Genomic DNA, 17937 nt, shown 5'->3' on the forward strand with positions numbered 1-17937 from the left:
AGCGGTGGTCCGGGCACGGCGGACGGGCCCGGCGAATCGGGGCGCAGCTTACCAGCCGGCCGGGCGCGGCCCTGTCCGGGACGGTTACGAAACGCCGCTGGAACCGGCGTCAGGACGGGCCCGGCCGGGCCTACCAGCCCAGGCCGACCCGCAGCGCCAGCATCACCGCCGTGCCGCTGACGATGGTGCCCAGGATGCCGCGCCGCCAGAAGAAATAGGCGGTGCCGACGGCCGTCGCATACAGCCGGGCGTCCTTCCAGGTGTGGATCAGCTCGCCCTGCGTCATGACGATCTCCGGCGCGATCACCGCCGCGAGCGCGGCCAGCGGCGCGTAGCGCAGGCCGTCGCGCACCCACTGGGGCAGCGGGATCTCGCGGTCCGGGATCATGAAGAAGCTGCGCGTGATCACCGTGATCGCGCCCATGCCAAGGATGCCCAGCACCGCTTCCCAGAGGCTCATGCCGACCTCCCGCCGGCGGCCGGGGTCGGAGGCGGCAGCCATTTCTCCATCAGCAGGCCCACGGCCACCGCGGCGGCGATCGCCACCAGGATGTTGAGCCGCAGCGGCAGCGCATACGCGGCCACGGCCGCGCAGCCGGCCACCGCGCCCGAGACCCAGGTGTTGCGGTCCTTCAGCAGCGAGTAGCTCAGCCCCAGCAGCGCCAGCACGCCGGCGAAACCCAGGCCCCAGGTGGTGGGAATGGTGTCGGCCAGCAGGATGCCGGCGATGGCCGGCGCCTGCCAGGCGACCCAGTTGGTCGCGACGCCGCCCCAGAAGTACGGCAGCTGGTTCGCGGGATCGGGTTTCAGGTCCGGGAAGCGCTTGAGGAAGGCGACGTAGTTCAGGTCGGCGGCGAAGTAGCCGATGAACAGCCGCTGCGCGCGCGGCAGCGGCTCGAAGTACAGGCGCCACTGGGCGCTGAAGATGACGAAGCGCAGGTTCACGCAGAAGGCGGTGGCCCACAGCACCCACAGCGGCGCGCCGCTGGCCAGCAGCGGCAGCGACGCCAGCTGCGAGCTGCCGGCGAAGACCACCAGGCTCATCAGCAGCGACAGCCCCACGCCCAAGCCGCTCTTGACCATGGCCACGCCGGTCACCAGCCCCCAGGCCGAGATGCCCAGCGTGATGCCGAGCATGTCGCGCGAGCCGCGTTTGAATTCCGGATGGCGCACCAGCGCCGCGAGTCCTTCCACCATGGCCGCAATTGTCGTCGGCGTGGTCCGGAAACGAAGCGCCCCTCGGCCGCTGTCGCGGCGAGGGGCGTCCACAGAGCGCCCGGCGCAGCCGGCGCCCGGGGGGCTTACTTCAGCTTGCGGACCGAGCCCGATCCGGCGTTGGACAGGCTGATCTCGGGGCTGCCGACGTAGCCGACGTCGCCGGAGCCGGCGATCCGCACGTCCAGCTTGCGGGTCGGCGCCACGGTGACGTCGCCGCTGCCGGAGATGCTGACCTTGGCCTCGTCGACGACCAGCTCACGCGTCTTGACGTCGCCGCTGCCGGCCACCGACACGGACAGCGCATTGGCCTTGCCTTGCACCTGCATGTCGCCGCTGCCGGCCACGCGCAGCGTCACATGGTCGGCCTCCAGTCCCTGCATGCGCAGGTCACCGCTGCCGGCGATGCTGGCCTCCAGGTTGCTCGTCTTCATCGGCTCGACGCGGATGTCGCCGGAGCCGGCGATCGACAGGCCGCGCAGCTGGCGCATGTCCAGCGTGATCACCGGCGAGCCCTTGGCGTTCAGGCTGTAGCCGCGCTTGGGCGAGATCTCCAGCGTGCGGCCCTTGCTGCCGTCGACCACCTTGGTCTCGATGTAGGCGAGCAGGTTGCGGTCGGTCTTCACCTCGACCTTGTCGGACGCGCCCGACCGCACGAAGACCTTGAAATCGCCCGACAGCGCCACCGCGTCGAAGGCGCCGACGTCGCGCGCCTCGGCGGCGACCTCGCCGTTGCCCTCGATGCGCTGCGAGCTGCCGAAGCTCAGCGACCAGGCGTGGGCGGTGCCGACCGTCGCGGCGGCGGCCAGGCCCAGCGCGGCGACGGCAAACAGACGACGGGAAGCACGGAAGGACGAAGTGGTCATGGACGATCTCCTGATCTTTCGGATGATCGCATCTTCGTCGCGACGACCCGCGCCGGCGACCGGCGCAAGACGAACTGCCCCCTCCGGGGGATCAACTGCGCGGCGGTCCGATGGCCCGACCGAACCGAGCCAGGCTCAGTGGCCACCCTTCTCGCCGGCCTTGTCCTTGTCCGAGCCCTTCTCGGCGCCCTTCTCCGCCGCCTTGTCCGACGAGCCCACCTGCCCCTTCGCGGAGCGCGGCGACGGCTCCTCCTCCTCGGCGGCGGCCGGCCGGCTGGCCTGCGGATTCGCCACCAGCGGGCGGGTGCCCTCGAGCTTGTTCTCGCGCATGTACTCGTCCATCTCGCGCCAGCCGTCGTACACCGCGGCCTTCTGGGCCTTGGGGTTCAGGGCGTAGCAGTCCTCGATGGCGCGCAGCGCGTTGCGGCAGGCGCCGCCGATGGCCTTGCCCTCGGCCTGCTTGGCCGCCGCCACCTTGGCGGGGTCCTCGATGCCGAGCTGGTCGCAGCCGGCCAGCAGCGCGACGGCGCCGAGCAGCGCCGCCGAGGCGGTCAGGGAGCGGAGGGAAGCCTTCATGCTGTCCTTTATCGGCCGCCGGGGCGAACGCTTGAATCAGGCAGGCCGGCGGAACGGGCCATTGTGCCGTCGCCTCCGCCCGCCCCGGTCGAATGAAAAACACCGCCCGGAGGCGGTGTTTCGTCTGGCCGGCGCGCCGGATCGCCCGGCCGGGCCGCGGGTCCCGCGTTCAGCGGCGGGACATCGCCATCAGGCGCTCAATGCGTTCCTCGGTCGACGGATGGGTGCTGAACAGGCCGCGCAGGCCACCGCCGGACAGCGGGTTCATGATCATCATCTGGGCCGTCTCCGGATGGCGCTCCGCCGTCTCCAGCGGGATGCCCTGGGCGTAGCGGTGGATCTTGTCCAGCGCCGAGGCCAGCGCCTGCGGGTCGCCGGAGATCTCCGCGCCGCCGCGGTCCGCCTCGAATTCACGGGCGCGGCTGATCGCCATCTGGATCAGCGAGGCCGCGATCGGCGCCAGGATCGCCACCAGCAGTCCGACGATCGGGTTGGCGGGCCGGCCTTCGCTGTCGCGCGGGCTGAAGAACATCGCGAAGTTGGCCAGCATCGAGATCGCGCCGGCCATCGTCGCGCTGATCGTGGAGATCAGGATGTCGCGGTGCTTCACGTGGGCCAGCTCGTGGGCCATCACGCCGCGCAGCTCGCGTTCCGACAGCACGCGCAGGATGCCGGTCGTCGCGGCGACCGCGGCGTGGTCCGGGTTGCGGCCGGTGGCGAAGGCGTTGGGTGCGTCTTCCTGGATCAGGTAGACCTTGGGCATGGGCAGCTGGGCGCGCTGGGCCAGCTCCTTGACCATGTTGTAGAACTGCGGCGCGCTGCGCTCGTCGACTTCCTGGGCGTTGTACATCTTCAGCACCAGCTTGTCGGAGAACCAGTAGCTGAAGAAATTCATGCCCACCGCGACCACCAGCGCGATCAGCATGCCCGTCTGGCCGCCCAGCACGGAGCCGATCGCCATGAACAGCGCGGTGATGGCGGCCATCAGGATGGCGGTCTTCATCAGGTTGAACATGCAATCACTCCTCGGAGAACTGCGGCCGGAGCCGCGATCGGAAATCAGTCTGAACGGTACACCGTCCAGGTCGTCCCACCTGACGGCGGGGTCGGCGCATTCAAGCCGGTTTCCCCACGCCTTCAGCCAGAAATAAGCGAACCGCCCCGCCCCACCGCCAGCCCCGGCTCGGTGTCTCGCTCGCGGGCGATGCCCATGCCCCTTGAAGCGAATGCCGAGCGTGCGGAGGCGATTGAGCGGAAAGGGGCATGGGCATTGCCCGCGAGTTGCTCGGTCGCCGCAGGGGCGAAGCTCACCCGAGCGATTCACCCACCTGGAGCGGTCGCGCCTGGAGGAAGGCTGCCGCGGGCAGCCGCTTGCCGCCGGCGCGCTGGAGCTCCGTCAAGCGAACGCTGCCGCGCCCACACGCCACGACCGGCCCATCGACCGACACCGCCAGCACCCGCCCCGGTTCGCCGCGCACGCCGTCGGTGTCGACGACCTCGGCGCGCCAGACCTTGAGCGGCTCACTGTCCAGCTGGGCGACGCCGCCGGGGAACGGATCGAAGGCGCGCAGCCGCCGCGCGATCTGCGCGGCGTCGTCGGACCAGCGGATCTGGCTCTCGGCCTTCTCGATCTTGTGGGCGTAGGTGACGCCGGCCTCGGGCTGCTTCACCGGGTGGAAACCGCCGCAGGCGGCGAGTTCCAGCGCCTCGACGATCATGCGGCCGCCGAGCGTCGCCAGCTTGTCGTGCAGCGTGGCGGTCGTGTCCGCCGCGGCGATCGGCAGCCGCTCGATCAGCAGCATGTCGCCGGTATCCAGGCCCTCGTCCATCTGCATGATGGTGATGCCGGTCTCGGTGTCGCCGGCCTCGATCGCGCGGTGGATGGGCGCCGCGCCGCGCCAGCGCGGCAGGATCGAGCCGTGGATGTTCAGGCAGCCCAGGCGCGGCAGGTCCAGCACCCACCGCGGCAGGATGAGCCCGTAGGCGGCCACCACCAGCACGTCGGGCCGGGCCGCCAGCAAGGCCTCGCGGCCGGCCTGAGCTTCGTCGGGAAACTTGCCGTCCAGCCGCAGGCTGCGCGGCTGCGCGACCGCCAGGCCGTGCGCCACCGCCAGCTGCTTCACCGGCGAGGCCTGCAGCTTCATGCCGCGACCGGCGGGGCGGTCGGGCTGGCTCAGCACCAGCGGCACCTCGAAGCGGGCGTCGAGCAGCGCCTGCAGCGCGACGGCCGCGAACTCGGGCGTGCCGGCGAAGGCGACGCGCAGGCCGCCGGGAGTCGGGGCGTCGGCCATCAGCGCTTGGCGTCCTCGCGGGCCTTCTTCACCAGCTTGGTCTTGATGCGCTCGCGCTTGAGCGGGCTCAGGTATTCGACGAACACCTTGCCGGCCAGGTGGTCCATCTCGTGCTGCACGCAGACGGCCAGCAGGCCCTCGGCGTCGAACTGGAAGGTGTGGCCGTCGCGGTCCAGCGCCTGCACGGTGACCTTCTTGTGACGCATGACCTTGTCGTAGATGGTCGGCACCGAGAGGCAGCCCTCCTCGCCTTCCATCATTTCCTCGCTGCGCGCGACCAGTTCCGGGTTGATCAGCACCAGCGGCTGGTTGCGTTCCTCGGAGACGTCCATCACCAGCAGGCGCTCGTGCACGTCCACCTGCGTGGCGGCGAGGCCGACGCCGTCAGCGTCGTACATCGTCTCCAGCATGTCGTCAGCCAGCGCGCGGATGCGGTCGTCGACGGCGGTGATCGGCTTGGCGACGGTGTGCAGGCGCGGATCGGGGTATCGAAGAATGGAAAGTTTCGCCATGGTGGGGACGCGGAGGGTGGTGGACCGCTGTGGACGGCGCACAACGCCTGTTTGTAAGGGCTTGCAAGGGACGGCGGGCACCTTCATTGCGGGTGCCCCTGAACCGGGGCAGAATCGCCGCCAGCGAGAAGGTCGATTTTCGCCGATTTGGCGGACTGCACGGCCCTCGTCACAAAAGCGCCATTGGCCACGAGGGGCCTTCGATCTCGGCGCGGGAGAACAAGTAATGACGCAAAGGCGGCCGCTGGGCTTGACGACAATTTCTGCAGCCCTGCTGGCGGCCTCTGCCGCCACGACGTCCTTCGCGGCAGGCAACTACCCCATCACGCCCGACCAGCGCCAGACCGCCCAGCAGGTCGCGCAGGCCGGTGTGCCGTTGTCGGAGCTGGCGCCCAACGCGCCCGACACCTACACCGTCAAGTCGGGCGACACGCTGTGGGCCATCTCCGGCCTGTTCCTGAAGAGCCCGTGGCGCTGGCCCGAGCTCTGGGGCATGAACACCGACCAGATCCGCAACCCCCACCTGATCTACCCGGGTCAGGTGCTGATGCTGATCAAGTCCGACGGCCGCGCGCGGCTGCAGGTGGGTCGCGATGTCGGCGGCGCGGCCGGCGGCACGGTCAAGCTCTCGCCGCGCGTGCGCGCCGAGTCGCTGTACGACGGCTCCATCGCCGCGATCCCGCAGCACCTGATCGAGCCCTTCCTCAACGAGGCGGTCGTCCTGAACGGCAACGAACTGGCGACGGCCCCCCGCATCGTCTCGGCGCAGGAAAACCGCGTCTGGATGACCAAGGGCGACCGGGCCTATGTGCGAGGCAACCTGACGCCCGATATCGATGCCTACCGCGTGTTCCGCGAGCCGCGCCCGCTGCGCGACCCGGTGTCCAAGGAAGTGCTGGGCTACGAGGCCGTCTATGTCGGCACCGCTGACCTGACCCGCGCCGGCACGCCCGCGACGGCCAGCACCAAGGAAGTCCCCGCGACGCTCACGCTGACGCTGAACCGCCTGGAAGCGCAGCCCGGCGACCGGATCGCGCCGATTCCGCCGCGCTCCTACACGAGCTATGTGCCGCACGCGCCCGCTGGGGCGATCGATGGCTACATCGTTTCCATCTACGGCGACGCGATCACCGCGGGCCAGAACCAGATCGTCGCGCTCAACAAGGGCAGCCGCGACGGCCTGGAGCGCGGCCATGTGCTGGCGCTCTGGCACAGCGGCCGTGTCGTGCGCGACCCGACGACGCCCCGCCGCGAGGAAGTGAAGCTCCCTGACGAGCGTCACGGCCAGCTGTTCGTCTTCCAGGTCTTCGACCGGGTGTCGTACGCGCTGATCCTGTCGGTCCAGGAACCGGTCGTCCCGGGCGACCGCTTCACCCAGCCGTGATCGAGCGGCTCTCCGGACCAGGTCGCAGTCAGGACCGAACGGATGAGCCCAGACGATCTGCGCGACTGGCTCCGGCTGCTGTCCTGCGTCTCGCGCGGCGCCGCTCGCCGGCTGCTGGCGCGCCATGGCGGTCCCGGTGCCGCCCTGGCGGCCGGTCAAGCCGGCTGGGGGCAGGCGCTCTCGGCCGAGGAAGCTGAGCGGCTACGCAGCCCGCCCACCGAGTTGGACCGCCTCGTGCGCCGGACCCAGGCGTGGCTCTCCGGCGGCGAGCGGCGCTCGATCCTGCTGCTCAGCGACACCGATTACCCCTTCGCGCTGCTGAACACGGCGGATCCGCCGCTGATGCTGTACCTCGACGGCCGACGCGAGCTGCTGGGGCAGCGCTGCGTCGCCGTGGTCGGGAGCCGCCGGCCCAGCCCCCAGGGCGACGAGAACGCACGCCACTTCGCCGCGGGCCTGGGAGAAGCCGGGTTCTGCGTCGTGTCCGGCCTCGCGCAGGGCATCGATGGCGCGGCCCATGAGGCGGCGCTGCACACGCCCGGCGGCACGATCGCCGTGCTCGGCACCGGTCCGGACCAGGTCTACCCGCTCGGTCACGCTGAACTTTCCCGCCACATTGCCCGCCGCGGACTGCTGGTCAGCGAGTATTTCGTCGGCACGCCGCCAATGGCGCCGAATTTCCCGCAACGCAATCGCATCATCGCGGGCCTGTCGGAAGGCTGCCTGGTCGTGGAGGCGGCGCTGAAGTCCGGCTCGCTGATCACCGCGCGGCAGGCCTCGGAAGCGGGCCGCGAGGTGTTCGCGATCCCCGGACCGATCCATGCTCCCCAGTCCAAGGGCTGCCACCACCTGCTCAAGCAGGGCGCCTGCCTGGTCCAGGAACTGGACGACCTGCTCGCCGAGCTGCCGGCGCGGGGTTCGCTACGGGAGGCAGCGATTGATCCCGAGCCCGAAGTGGACGCCGAGGCAACGCCCGAATCCTCCGCAGCCCAGGACGACCACCCGCTGCTCCGGGCCATCGGCCGGGACACCGTCTCGCTCGAGCAGCTGTCGCAGCGCAGCGGCTGGCCGCAGGACGAGCTGAACGCCACCCTGCTGGACCTGGAGCTCGACGGCCTCGTCGCCCGCCTCCCCGGCGCGCTGTTCCAGCGCCGTCGCCGGGCCTGAAGCATCCGTGGATGTCGACCTCCGCCGGGGCTCATTTCGGCCGGAAGGGCTTTCGGGCGGTCGGTTATAGTGCCCGCCATGTTCGACGTGCTCGTCTATCTGTACGAAACCTACTGGCGGCCCGACGCCTGCCCGGATCACGCCCAGCTGACCCGGAAATTGTCGGCAGTCGGCTTCGAGGATGACGAAATCCGCGACGCGCTGTCCTGGCTGGACGGCCTGGCCGCCTCGGCCCAGTCGCACCACGGCGAGCCCGGCGAGCGCAGCCTGCGCATCTACACCCGCGAGGAGCAGGAGCACCTGGGCGAAAGCTCCGTCGGCTTCATCAGCTTCCTGGCCTCGGCCGGCGTGCTGCCGACCGCGATGCGGGAAATGGTGATCGACCGCGCGATGGCGATCCCCGGCGGCCCGCTGGACCTCGAGGACCTGAAGATCATCGTGCTGATGGTGTTCTGGAGCCTGGGCGAGGAGCCCGACGCGCTGATCCTCGACGAACTGTTCGTCGCGCCCGAAGAGCGCCTGATCCACTGAACCGGGCGCCAGCGCTCAAAAAGAAACCGGCCCCGCATCTCGCGGCGCCGGTTTTTTTCATTAGGGCGCCGGCAACAGCGCCCCGCCCCCACCCCGCCCTCACCCGCCCTCAGGCGAGCAGCCGGCTCGGATCGACCTCGAGCTTGGCCAGCGCGTTGCGCGTCGCCTTGACGGTCAGCGATTCGTCCTGGGCGGGCAGCATCAGCCCGGCCTGCAGGAAAGCCGCCAGGCGGCTCAGCTGGAACAGCACGCCCCGCCCCTGCGGCGATACGAACAGGATCAAGTGGTGCCGCAGCCCGCGCCAGACCAGCTGGACCGGCTCCACCCGGCCCCGGTAGTCCAGCATGTACCAGCTGCCCACCTGCAGCTCGCGCGCCCAGGCCAGCATCGCCGGCGTCGGCGCGGCGCCGCCTTCGGCCACCACTTCCAGTCCGTCGCACTCGTGGCTGGACAGGTCGCGCACCAGCGTCTCGTTGATCTCGCCCGCCTCGGGCGACGGCAGCATCGCCTCCAGCGTCTCGAGCTGGCTCATCAGGTCGTCCAGGCGCTCGCGCGGGATCGCCGCGGTCTTGGCGGTGAAGGCCGCCGCCAGCGCATTGTTCAGCGAACGGATGTGCTCATCCTGCCGCTCATGGCCCATGCCCGCGTGGCCCATGCCGTCGCGCAGCGTCTTGAGCAGCGGCGGCAGGCGCCGGATCACCTCGGCCCGGTCCTCGCGCGACACCTTCGCGCTGGCCGACCAGATCAGGTCAGCCGCGGCGCGCTTCATCGCCTTGGTCTGCTCGGCCTGCGGCCCGTAGCGCACGCCGGTCACCGCCAGCACGTCGGCCCAGACCTGGAACAGGAAGTCGCGCACGCCGTCCTGCACCGGCACCTCGGACAGCATCTTGCGCAGCTCGATCGTGTACTGGATCGCCAGCGTTTCGCGCTGCTCGACCTGCTGCGCCAGCGACACGCCCTTCTTCGAGACCTCGTTCTCCTGCTCGAAGTAGTGGTCGAGGAATTTCTCGAACTCGGTCAGCACCGTCTGGAACACGCGCCGGCCGGTGTCGGGATAGGCCTCGACGACCTGCACGACGCGCTTGATCTCGCGCTCCAGCGCGTCGCCGATCTCGGCGGTGGACGTGCTGAAGCCCATGACGCAGGAGCCCATCCGGTCGATCAGGCGCCGCGCGGGATGGTCGTCGGTAGCGAAGAAGTCCGGCTCGCCCACGGCCACGCGCAGCACCGGCATCTGCAGCCGCGCGAACCAGACCCGGATCGCCGGCGGGATGCGCTCTTCCTGCAGGATGGCCTGGAAGAGCAAGGCGACCAGCTCGATGGTCGCGCGCTCGGCCGGCGTGTCGGCGGCGCTCTTGAGGACCTGCTTCAGCGCCTGGTTGCGATGGCGGATCTCGTCGAGCGCCTGCGGCGCCGTCAGTTGCTGGTCCACCGTGGCGACCTGGTCGGCGCGGCGCTGCACCGCTTCCTGGGCATGATTGATTGCGGCGCTCAGGCGCGGTGAACCGCCCCGAGTGACCGGGCCGGCGCCCGACATGCCCGACGCACCGACCGGCGCCGCCGGCAGGCCGCTGCGGGTCGCCGGTCCGGGCATGGGCATGCCGGACCGCGCCGGCGCCTGCGCGAGCTCCGGCACATGGCGCGCCAGCACCCGCTGCAGCTGCGCCATCACCTGCTGGGCCGACTGGCTGGCCGGGGTGCCGACAGGCACCGCCGGGCCGCCGGCCTGCGCGCCCAGCGGGGCGCCATGGGCCGTCGCCTGCGGCGCGATGCCGCCATGCGCGGTGGCCGGCCCCAGCGGCGCGGCCTGCGTCATCCCGCCGGCCGGCGCGTTGCGCCGGATGAAGGGGCGCAGGTCCACCTCGGGCATCACGCCCTGCTGGATCAGCCAGTGGTTGGCTTCGTGATAGGCCTCGTTCAGCAGCTGGGAGAACTCGTGGTGCAGCCAGCGCTGCAGCATCTGCCAGACGGAACTGCTCAGCCCCGCCTCGAACCAGGCGTCGAGCACCAGCCGCGACAGCACCTGCGCGCGCAGCAGGTCCTGCTGGGCCAGGTCCTCGACGCGCTCCAGCGACTGCATGCGATTGCGCAGATCGCTGAATTCCCAGCTGGCCTTGTCCATCATGGCCAGCGCGAGCCGCGAGGCGATGATCTCGCGCTCGATCGTGTCGTCGCTGACCAGGGACAGGTTCTGGGGGCGGGAGGAGAGCGACGCCGAGCGCGAATCGCCGGCGCCGTGGTGGTAGGCATGCCGCAGCGACTTGCCCAGCCGCGCATGCCAGGGCGTCGAGGCGCGCTGCCAGGCGTCGTAGGCATCGCGGCGGGCCATCTGCAGCGAGTGCTCGGCCGGCTGCGAGAGCAGGTCCTGCACCGCCGTGGTCAGGACCGCCACCATGGCGGGCAGCCCTCGCAGCAGCACCTCCGTGTGGACGCGCCGCGCTTGCGAAGCCAGGGCCTGGGATCTTGCGTCGGCGGCGGTCATCGAGCGTGAGGTTGAGGAGTGCGGACGACTCTACTACACGACCGCGCCGGCGTTGGGGTCGTCCGGATCGCCCTGCTTGGCGGGGCCGGCCTTGACCAGGTCCTCACGCTTGACGCCCAGCCACATCGCGATCGCCGCCGCGACGAAGACCGACGAGTAGATGCCGAACAGGATGCCGATGGTCAGCGCGACCGCGAAGTAGTGCAGCGTCGGGCCGCCGAACAGCAGCATCGACAGCACCATCATCTGCGTCGAGCCGTGCGTGATGATCGTGCGGCTGATCGTGGACGTGATCGCGTGGTCGATGACCTCGTGCGTGTTGAGCTTGCGGTACTTGCGGAAGGCCTCGCGGATCCGGTCGAAGATGACCACCGACTCGTTCACCGAGTACCCCAGCACCGCCAGGATCGCCGCCAGCACCGCCAGCGAGAACTCCCACTGGAAGTAGGCGAAGAAGCCCAGGATGATCACCACGTCGTGCAGGTTGGCGATGATGCCGGCCACGGCGAACTTCCACTCGAAGCGGAAGGCCAGGTACAGCATGATGCCGATCACGGTGAAGCCCAGCGCCATCGCGGCGTCGTGGGCCAGCTCCGCGCCGACGGACGGGCCGACGACCTCGCTGCTGGTCAGCTTCAGCGGCTCGGCGCCGTTGACCGCGCAGGCCTGCTTGCTCACCGACTCCCCTTGCGGGGTGACTTCCTGGTGGGCCACGACCTTGCCCTGCTCCGCCTTGCACAGCTCGCCGAAGACGCGGTCGACCAGCTCGGTCTGCTTGACGTCGGGCTTCACCGGCAGGCGGATCAGCACATCGCGCGAGGTGCCGAAGTTGGTCACCTGGATCTCGCCGAAGCCCATCTGCTCGACGATGTGACGGGTCCGGTTGACGTCCGCCGCCTGCGCGTACTGGACCTGGATCACCGTGCCGCCGGTGAACTCGATCGAGAAGTGCAGGCCCTTGGTGACCAGGAAGAACACCGCGGCGACGAAGGTGAGGAAGGACACGGCGTTGAGGATCAACGCGTGCTTCATGAACGGGATGTCCCGTTTGATTCGGAAGAATTCCATGGCGTTGTGCGCTCTCTTCTCTGCGGGGGGCCGGCGCTCAGCGCGCCTCGGCGGCCGGGGCGTCGCCGTCCGGCGTGCCGGGGGTGGCGTCCGGCTTCCAGACGGTGCCGATGGACACGGACTTCAGGCGCTTGCGACGCCCGTACCAGAGGTTGACCAGCGCACGCGAGAACATCACCGACGAGATCATCGAGGTGATGATGCCCAGGCAGTGCACGACCGCGAAGCCCTTGATCGGGCCGGAGCCGAAGGCCAGCAGCGCCAGGCCCGCGATCAGCGTCGTGACGTTGGAGTCCAGGATGGTGGCCCAGGCGCGCTCGTAGCCGGCGTGGATCGCCTGCTGCGGCGCCATGCCGGCGCGCAGTTCCTCGCGCACCCGCTCGTTGATCAGCACGTTGGCGTCGATGGCCATGCCCAGCACCAGCGCGATGGCGGCGATGCCGGGCAGGCTCAGCGTGGCCTGCAGCATCGACAGCACCGCCAGCAGCAGCAGCAGGTTGAAGCCCAGCGCCACCGCCGAGAACACGCCGAACATCATGTAGTACAGGCACATGAAGATCGCCACGGCGACGAAGCCCCAGGTGACCGACGCGATGCCCTTGTCGATGTTGTCCTTGCCCAGCGACGGGCCGATGGTGCGTTCCTCGATGATCTCCATCGGCGCGGCCAGCGAGCCGGCGCGCAGCAGCAGCGCGCTGTCGCTGGCTTCCTGCGCGGACATGTTGCCGCCGGTGATCGAGAAGCTGTTGCCCAGCTCGCCGCGGATGACCGGCGCGGTCACGACCTGGCCCTTGCCCTTCTCGAACAGGATGATGGCCATGCGCTTGCCGATGCTCTCGCGCGACACGTCCTTCATGATGCGGGCGCCCTTGGCGTCCACCTTCAGATTGACGGAGGGCTGGTGGTTCTCGTCGAAGCCGGGCTGGGCGTCGTTGAGGTTGTCGCCGGTCAGCACCACCTGGCGCTTGACGATGATCGGGGCGCCATCTCTTTCGGTGAAGCGCTCGGTGCCGAAGGGCACCGGGCCGGTGCCGGCCAGCGCGGCCTGCGCCTCGGCGCTGTCGTCGACCATGCGCAGCTCCAGCGTCGCGGTGCGGCCGATGATGTCCTTGGCCTTGGCCGTGTCCTGCACGCCCGGCAGCTGCACGACGACGCGGTCGCGGCCCTGCTGCAGGATCACCGGCTCGGCCACGCCTAGTTCGTTGACCCGGTTGTGCAGCGTGGTGATGTTCTGCTTGATCGCGGCGTCCTGGACGGCGATCTCGGCCTTGGGCGTGAGCGAGCCGCTCAGGCGCAGCTCGGTGCCGGCGCCGGTGGCGGTCCAGGCGAAGTCGGGCACCTGCTCGCGCAGCAGGTTCAGCGCCTGCGTGCGGGTGGCCTCGTCGCGGAAGTTGATGGCGACGTCGTTGCCTTCGCGGGTGATGCCGGCGTGGCGGATGTTCTTGTCGCGCAGCATGGTGCGGACGTCGGAGGCCATCGACTCGGCCTTCTTCGTCAGCGCGGCCTTCATGTCGACCTGCATCAGGAAGTGCACGCCGCCGCGCAGGTCCAGGCCCAGGTACATCGGGAACGCATGCAGCGAGGTCAGCCAGTCGGGGCTGCGCGAGACCAGGTTGAGCGCGACGATGAAGGTCGGGTCGGAGGTCTCGTTGCCGTTGAGGGCCTTGGCGATCGCGTCCTTGGCCTTGATCTGGGCGTCGGTGTCATGGAAGCGGGCGCGCACGGAGCCGGCTTCCAGATGCACGAAGTCGGGCGTGACGCCGACCTGCTGGATCGCCTGCTCGACGCGCTGCCGGACGGCGTCGTCGACCTTGACGGTGACCTTGGCGCTGGACACCTGCACCGCCGGCGCTTCGCCGAACAGGTTGGGCAGCGTGTAGATCAGGCCCACGAGCAGCGCCACGACGAGCAGCGCGTACTTCCACAGCGGATAACGGTTCATGAGGAGATCCTCTGAAAACCAGGCGCCTCGCCCTTCCGCGCTCGGCGTCGGGCCGGCGGGCGCCACTGAAAGCGGACCCGGCCGGTGCGGGGCACGGGCCGGGTCGTCAGGGAGCGGTCACGCGGATCGAGCGGATCGCGCGGGCCGCCCCGGGTCGGGTTGTCGGATTACTTCGAGACGGTGCCCTTGGGCAGGACCTGCACGACCGAGGTGCGCTGGACCTGGATCTCGACGCCGGAGGCGATCTCGACGCTCAGGTACTGCTCGCCGATCTTGCTGACCTTGCCGAGCATGCCGCCGGCGGTGATGACCTCGTCGCCCTTGGACAGGGCCTCGACCATCGCCTTGTGCTCCTTCTGGCGCTTCATCTGGGGACGGATCATCACGAAGTACATGACGACGAACACGGCCACCAGGGGCAGCATCTGCAGGAAGCCGCTGGTCGGGTCGGCCGAGGCGGCGCCCGCGGTCTGGGCAAAAGCGTTGGAAATAAACACGTCGATATCCCTCAGGAAAGGCGTTGGCGCGAGCCCGGAAGCCGGAGCGCCGCCGGGCGCGAGGCCCGGACGTACGGAAGAACCGGTGATTGTATGCGGCCCGTCCGGCCGGCCCGGCGCCCGCCGGACGCGGATTTAACTGGGGTTGACCTGCGCAAAGTCAATCCAATACCGTCCCGGGAAGCCCGCCGGGTGGACCTGCGATGATCCGCACCCATGACTTCGGACACCCTCGAACTGCAGGACGTCGAGAAACGCCGCCAGGCGGACCAGGCCTATGACGCGATCGAGACCCTGATCGCGACGCTGCAGTTGCGCCCGGGGGCGCCGGTGGTGGAGTCGGAGCTGATCTCCCGCATCGGCCTGGGGCGCACGCCCACGCGCGAGGCGCTGATGCGGCTGGTCGCCAGCGGCCTGATCGCGCAGCAGCCGCGCCGCGGCCTGCTGGTGAGCGACATCCCGCTGGCCGAGCACCTGGACCTGCTGGAGGCACGCCGGCCGCTGGAGCGGCTGATCGCGTGCTGTTCGGCGCGACGGGCCTCGCCGGCACAGCGCTCGGCGCTGCTGGCCTGCGCCGGGCGCATGGCCGAGGCGGCCGAGCGCCAGGACCTGGAGGCCTACATGCGGGTCGACCAGCAGCTCGACCGCGTCAACCATGCGGCCTGCCGCAACCGCTACGCGGTGGCGGCGGTGCTGCCCATGATCATCCAGTGCCGGCGCTTCTGGTACGCGTACCGGCACCTGGGTGACGTCGCCAGCGGCGCCCGGGCCCACCAGCGCCTGGCCGAGACCATCGCCAGCGGGGACGGCGAGGCGGCCGCCGAGGCCTCCGACGCCCTGATGGCGCACTTGCGCAACTTCACGCAACAGGTGATCGCATGAATGTCCTGCCCACCCCGGCCCGGCTCGTCGACGCGCATGTCGGCGGCGTGCTGACCCGCATCGTCGTCAGCGGCGGTCCCGCGCTGGCCGGCACGTCGATGACCGAGCGGCTGGCGACCTTCAACGCCGGCCACGATGCCTGGCGGCGCGCGCTGACCGGTGCGCCGCGCAGCGCGCCCGGCACGCAGGCCGCGTTGCTGACCGAGCCCGAGCGGCCCGGCAGCCTAGTGGGCGTGCTGTTCCTGGCGGCCACCGGCCCGGTGGCGCCGACGCCCGATGGCCTGGTCGCGGTGCTCGCCGCGCTGGCGCATGTGGGACGCCTGCGGCCGGGCCCGGTGCGGCTGGACACGCCCGAGGGCACGATCGCCGCGAGCTTCGCGCTGGACGGCAGCGTGCGCTTCGACGATCCGGCGCTCGAGGCGCCCGAGGGCCGCGGTCACATCCTCATCGACGGCACCCTGGTCGCGGAGCCGGACGACCCGCTGGCCTGGGGCGCGCCGGCGGCGGCGTCGCCGGGCGCGGCCGCGGTCGGCGGCGATTGAACCGGCCGCGGCCGGACCCGGTGGGACAGCTGGCCCGGGCCGCGACGGATGGCGGTCTTGCCGGGGCGGCTCATCGCAGGCTCAACCGGGCGACGCTGATCTGCGTCGTGCCATCGGGCAGCGGCTTCACCGCCACGACGCGGAAGTCCTTCGGCAGGCCGACCTTGTAGAGCCGGCCGCCGGCGTCGGGCTTGTCGTCGTCGCAGGTGAGCGGACCGCCGTCCCTGGGCTTGCCGCGAGGCGCATCGGCCGCGCCGCAGTCGAGTGGCGTGCCGTAGCGCGCGAGCGCGCGGCGGTAGAAGCGGCCGACGCGGTCGACGTCGTCCTGGCTCTGGAACTTGCCCGCTGCCAGGCGCATGCCGAAGAGGCCGCCCCACAGGCTCATCCGCACGCCGGACTTGTCCTCGTCGCGATCCTTGTAGGGCACGGCGCCCGGATACAGCGGCGTCTCGAGGTCGACGCCATCGGCCTTCGCGTCGAAGGTGATGCCGGCGCTGAAGCCCTCCGAGGGCGGCGGCGGTGGCGGCGCCGGTTGGGCGCAGGCGCCGAGCGCCAGCGTGATCGCCGACAGCAGCAGCGCGTTGCGACGATGCCGGCCGGCGGGGCCGGGCGCGGCGTGGCGGTCGGAAGAGGTGGACATCGGGCGCTCCGTGGTTCGCTGAATGCGGCGCACTCTACGAATCGACGCGACGCGCGGCGTCCCCGCGGCGACGGACTGCATGACCGGCGGGACGAAGCGCAGCCCTGAAGGAAAGCCCGCATGAAGTTCACATGAGGGTCCACGTGAGGCCCACGCGAGGCCCGCATCACGCCGCCGGAACTCAGCCGGAACTCAGCCGCGCCGGCGCAGCGTCCACAGCGCCGCGGCGATGAGTCCGACGCCCGCCAGCTGCGCCGGCCCCAGCGCGCGGCCGTAGACGAGCCAGTCGACCAGCACCGCCGTGCCCGGATAGACGAACTGCAGCACCGCGATGCGGCCCGTGCCCAGGCGCGCCATGCCGGCATAGAGCACGACATAGGCCAGCCCGGTGTGCAGCACGCCCAGCCCCGCCAGCCACCCCCAGGCGGCGCCCCAGGCCGGCCAGCCGTGCATCAGCGGCCACGGCAGCACCACCAGCGCGCCGACGACGCACTGCCCCGCCGACAAGGCGAACGAGCCGGCGCGATCGGCCTCGACCTTGGCGATGAAGCTGGCGGCCGCATAGCTGATCGATCCGAGCAGGCACATCAGCACGCCGGAGAGGTAGCCGGGCAGCTCGCTCGCGCGCCCGCCGGCGGTGGCGCCGAAGGCCTCGTCCGCGATGCCGGTGGCCAACGCCAGCCCGCACAGCGCCACCGCCGCGGCGAGCCACTGGGCGCGGTCCACGCGCTCGCGCAGCCAGAACGCGCCCATCGCCATCAGCCAGAAGGGCTGCACGTGGAAGACCACGGTGGACACGGCGATCGAGCAGCGCGGAATGGCCGCGAAGAACAAGCCCCAGTTCAGCACCGTCAGCGCGCCGACGGCGATCACCGCGACCAGCGGCCGCCCCCGCAGCCGGAAGAGCTCCCCCAGCCGGCCGCGCGCGGCGCCCCAGAGCAGCAACGCGGCCAGCCCGAACACGCAGCGGAACCACACGGTCGTGGCCGGGTCCTGCGCCGCCTCTTCGACGAAGACGCCGATGGTGCCGAGCAGCAGGCCGCCGCCGATCATGAGCAGTTGGCCTTCGCGCAACCGTCTGACGGGCGCGCCCAGTCCGGGGTTCGCGACAGTGCCGGGCGTCATCGCGGACTCCATTGCGAGCGCCATCGCAGGCGTCATCGCAGGTGCCATCGCGGACGCCACGGTAGGCGTCGGCGTCACGCCGGGCGTGGAGTCGTACAGGGGCCTGGCGGCGTCGGCACCGGCCGGTGTCACGGCGACACGGGATGGGACGAATGAAGTCATGCGGCGAGTCTGCGGCTAGGACGACCGGCAGCAAAGCGAATCCTTTTCACGCTTA

At 70.6% G+C, this 17937-nt stretch carries 18 protein-coding genes; 5 read left to right on the top strand and 13 right to left on the bottom strand.

The genetic code is table 11. The features are described from left to right. Nucleotides 1–130: 130 nt before the first annotated feature. The 7 genes from FHT38_RS20095 to def all read right to left on the bottom strand — a co-directional run bounded on the left by FHT38_RS20095 (nt 131) and on the right by def (nt 5460). A complete protein-coding gene (locus FHT38_RS20095; RefSeq protein ID WP_183493024.1) occupies nt 131–460 on the bottom strand; it encodes an AzlD domain-containing protein in 330 nt (109 codons plus the stop codon). Beyond that, on the bottom strand, nt 457–1197 hold the full coding sequence (locus FHT38_RS20100; protein WP_091727947.1) for an AzlC family ABC transporter permease: 741 nt from the start codon (nt 1195–1197) through the stop codon (nt 457–459). Before FHT38_RS20100 ends, FHT38_RS20095 begins: the two co-directional genes overlap by 4 nt. A 104-nt stretch (nt 1198–1301) precedes the next feature. Beyond that, nucleotides 1302–2081, bottom strand: a complete 780-nt coding sequence (locus FHT38_RS20105; RefSeq protein WP_091727952.1) for a head GIN domain-containing protein — start codon at nt 2079–2081, stop codon at nt 1302–1304. 135 nt (nt 2082–2216) lie between these two features. After that, nucleotides 2217–2657 (bottom strand): hypothetical protein, encoded by a 441-nt coding sequence (locus tag FHT38_RS20110; RefSeq protein ID WP_183493025.1) that lies wholly within the window; start codon nt 2655–2657, stop codon nt 2217–2219. A 169-nt stretch (nt 2658–2826) separates the two neighbouring features. Then, entirely contained in the window at nt 2827–3672 is an 846-nt protein-coding gene (gene htpX, locus FHT38_RS20115) for a zinc metalloprotease HtpX (protein ID WP_183493026.1), read from the bottom strand. Between the two features lie 292 nt (nt 3673–3964). Continuing rightward, nucleotides 3965–4921, bottom strand: a complete 957-nt coding sequence (gene fmt / locus FHT38_RS20120) for a methionyl-tRNA formyltransferase (RefSeq protein ID WP_183493618.1) — start codon at nt 4919–4921, stop codon at nt 3965–3967. A gap of 26 nt (nt 4922–4947) precedes the next feature. Further along, on the bottom strand, nt 4948–5460 hold the full coding sequence (gene def / locus FHT38_RS20125) for a peptide deformylase (protein ID WP_091727960.1): 513 nt from the start codon (nt 5458–5460) through the stop codon (nt 4948–4950). A gap of 250 nt (nt 5461–5710) precedes the next feature. On the opposite strand from def, the gene FHT38_RS20130 reads away from it, so the two are divergent. From FHT38_RS20130 to FHT38_RS20140, 3 genes are all read left to right on the top strand, one after another. Continuing rightward, entirely contained in the window at nt 5711–6844 is a 1134-nt protein-coding gene (locus tag FHT38_RS20130; RefSeq protein WP_310737406.1) for a LysM domain-containing protein, read from the top strand. A gap of 42 nt (nt 6845–6886) precedes the next feature. Continuing rightward, nucleotides 6887–8011 (top strand): DNA-processing protein DprA, encoded by a 1125-nt coding sequence (gene dprA / locus FHT38_RS20135; RefSeq protein ID WP_183493028.1) that lies wholly within the window; start codon nt 6887–6889, stop codon nt 8009–8011. A gap of 78 nt (nt 8012–8089) precedes the next feature. After that, nucleotides 8090–8542 carry a DUF494 family protein gene (locus FHT38_RS20140; RefSeq protein WP_091727970.1) on the top strand — a complete coding sequence of 151 codons (453 nt, stop codon included), beginning with the start codon at nt 8090–8092 and terminating at the stop codon, nt 8540–8542. 109 nt (nt 8543–8651) lie between these two features. Here the strand turns inward: FHT38_RS20140 and FHT38_RS20145 are convergent, their stop codons facing one another. From FHT38_RS20145 to yajC, 4 genes are all read right to left on the bottom strand, one after another. After that, nucleotides 8652–11024 (bottom strand): DUF1631 family protein, encoded by a 2373-nt coding sequence (locus FHT38_RS20145; protein WP_183493029.1) that lies wholly within the window; start codon nt 11022–11024, stop codon nt 8652–8654. 33 nt (nt 11025–11057) lie between these two features. After that, nucleotides 11058–12092: a protein translocase subunit SecF gene (gene secF / locus FHT38_RS20150; RefSeq protein ID WP_091727976.1), complete on the bottom strand. Its 1035-nt coding sequence runs from the start codon at nt 12090–12092 to the stop codon at nt 11058–11060. A 37-nt stretch (nt 12093–12129) separates the two neighbouring features. Next, the gene (gene secD / locus FHT38_RS20155) at nt 12130–14034 is read right to left on the bottom strand and encodes a protein translocase subunit SecD (protein ID WP_183493030.1); all 1905 of its coding nucleotides are present in this window, start codon (nt 14032–14034) and stop codon (nt 12130–12132) included. Nucleotides 14035–14201: 167 nt separating this feature from the next. After that, nucleotides 14202–14531 carry a preprotein translocase subunit YajC gene (gene yajC / locus FHT38_RS20160; RefSeq protein ID WP_091727982.1) on the bottom strand — a complete coding sequence of 110 codons (330 nt, stop codon included), beginning with the start codon at nt 14529–14531 and terminating at the stop codon, nt 14202–14204. A gap of 216 nt (nt 14532–14747) precedes the next feature. Between yajC and FHT38_RS20165 the strand changes: the two genes are divergently transcribed. After that, nucleotides 14748–15413, top strand: a complete 666-nt coding sequence (locus FHT38_RS20165) for a GntR family transcriptional regulator (RefSeq protein WP_183493031.1) — start codon at nt 14748–14750, stop codon at nt 15411–15413. Continuing rightward, nucleotides 15410–15955, top strand: a complete 546-nt coding sequence (locus FHT38_RS20170; RefSeq protein ID WP_183493032.1) for a proline racemase family protein — start codon at nt 15410–15412, stop codon at nt 15953–15955. The genes FHT38_RS20165 and FHT38_RS20170 overlap by 4 nt, the downstream gene beginning before the upstream one ends. Before the next feature lie 70 nt (nt 15956–16025). On the opposite strand, the gene FHT38_RS20175 is transcribed toward FHT38_RS20170, so the two are convergent. Together FHT38_RS20175 and FHT38_RS20180 are read right to left on the bottom strand one after the other, a co-directional pair. Continuing rightward, the gene (locus FHT38_RS20175) at nt 16026–16595 is read right to left on the bottom strand and encodes a hypothetical protein (protein WP_183493033.1); all 570 of its coding nucleotides are present in this window, start codon (nt 16593–16595) and stop codon (nt 16026–16028) included. A 192-nt stretch (nt 16596–16787) separates the two neighbouring features. Further along, entirely contained in the window at nt 16788–17720 is a 933-nt protein-coding gene (locus FHT38_RS20180; protein ID WP_255488872.1) for a DMT family transporter, read from the bottom strand. Nucleotides 17721–17937 lie beyond the last annotated feature (217 nt).

The organism is Mitsuaria sp. BK041 (assembly GCF_014193085.1).
Taxonomy (GTDB): domain Bacteria; phylum Pseudomonadota; class Gammaproteobacteria; order Burkholderiales; family Burkholderiaceae_C; genus Roseateles.

Bases quoted from the DNA above. Each gene is read 5' to 3' on its own strand.
- FHT38_RS20145 (WP_183493029.1), bottom strand. From the start codon at position 11,024: ATGACCGCCGCCGACGCAAGATCCCAGGCCCTGGCTTCGCAAGCGCGG.
- FHT38_RS20180 (WP_255488872.1), bottom strand. From the start codon at position 17,720: ATGACGCCCGGCACTGTCGCGAACCCCGGACTGGGCGCGCCCGTCAGA.
- secD (WP_183493030.1), bottom strand. From the start codon at position 14,034: ATGAACCGTTATCCGCTGTGGAAGTACGCGCTGCTCGTCGTGGCGCTG.
- FHT38_RS20140 (WP_091727970.1), top strand. From the start codon at position 8,090: ATGTTCGACGTGCTCGTCTATCTGTACGAAACCTACTGGCGGCCCGAC.
- FHT38_RS20175 (WP_183493033.1), bottom strand. From the start codon at position 16,595: ATGTCCACCTCTTCCGACCGCCACGCCGCGCCCGGCCCCGCCGGCCGG.
- FHT38_RS20165 (WP_183493031.1), top strand. From the start codon at position 14,748: ATGACTTCGGACACCCTCGAACTGCAGGACGTCGAGAAACGCCGCCAG.
- FHT38_RS20095 (WP_183493024.1), bottom strand. From the start codon at position 460: ATGAGCCTCTGGGAAGCGGTGCTGGGCATCCTTGGCATGGGCGCGATC.
- def (WP_091727960.1), bottom strand. From the start codon at position 5,460: ATGGCGAAACTTTCCATTCTTCGATACCCCGATCCGCGCCTGCACACC.
- htpX (WP_183493026.1), bottom strand. From the start codon at position 3,672: ATGTTCAACCTGATGAAGACCGCCATCCTGATGGCCGCCATCACCGCG.
- secF (WP_091727976.1), bottom strand. From the start codon at position 12,092: ATGGAATTCTTCCGAATCAAACGGGACATCCCGTTCATGAAGCACGCG.
- FHT38_RS20105 (WP_091727952.1), bottom strand. From the start codon at position 2,081: ATGACCACTTCGTCCTTCCGTGCTTCCCGTCGTCTGTTTGCCGTCGCC.
- FHT38_RS20170 (WP_183493032.1), top strand. From the start codon at position 15,410: ATGAATGTCCTGCCCACCCCGGCCCGGCTCGTCGACGCGCATGTCGGC.
- dprA (WP_183493028.1), top strand. From the start codon at position 6,887: ATGAGCCCAGACGATCTGCGCGACTGGCTCCGGCTGCTGTCCTGCGTC.
- FHT38_RS20100 (WP_091727947.1), bottom strand. From the start codon at position 1,197: ATGGTGGAAGGACTCGCGGCGCTGGTGCGCCATCCGGAATTCAAACGC.
- FHT38_RS20110 (WP_183493025.1), bottom strand. From the start codon at position 2,657: ATGAAGGCTTCCCTCCGCTCCCTGACCGCCTCGGCGGCGCTGCTCGGC.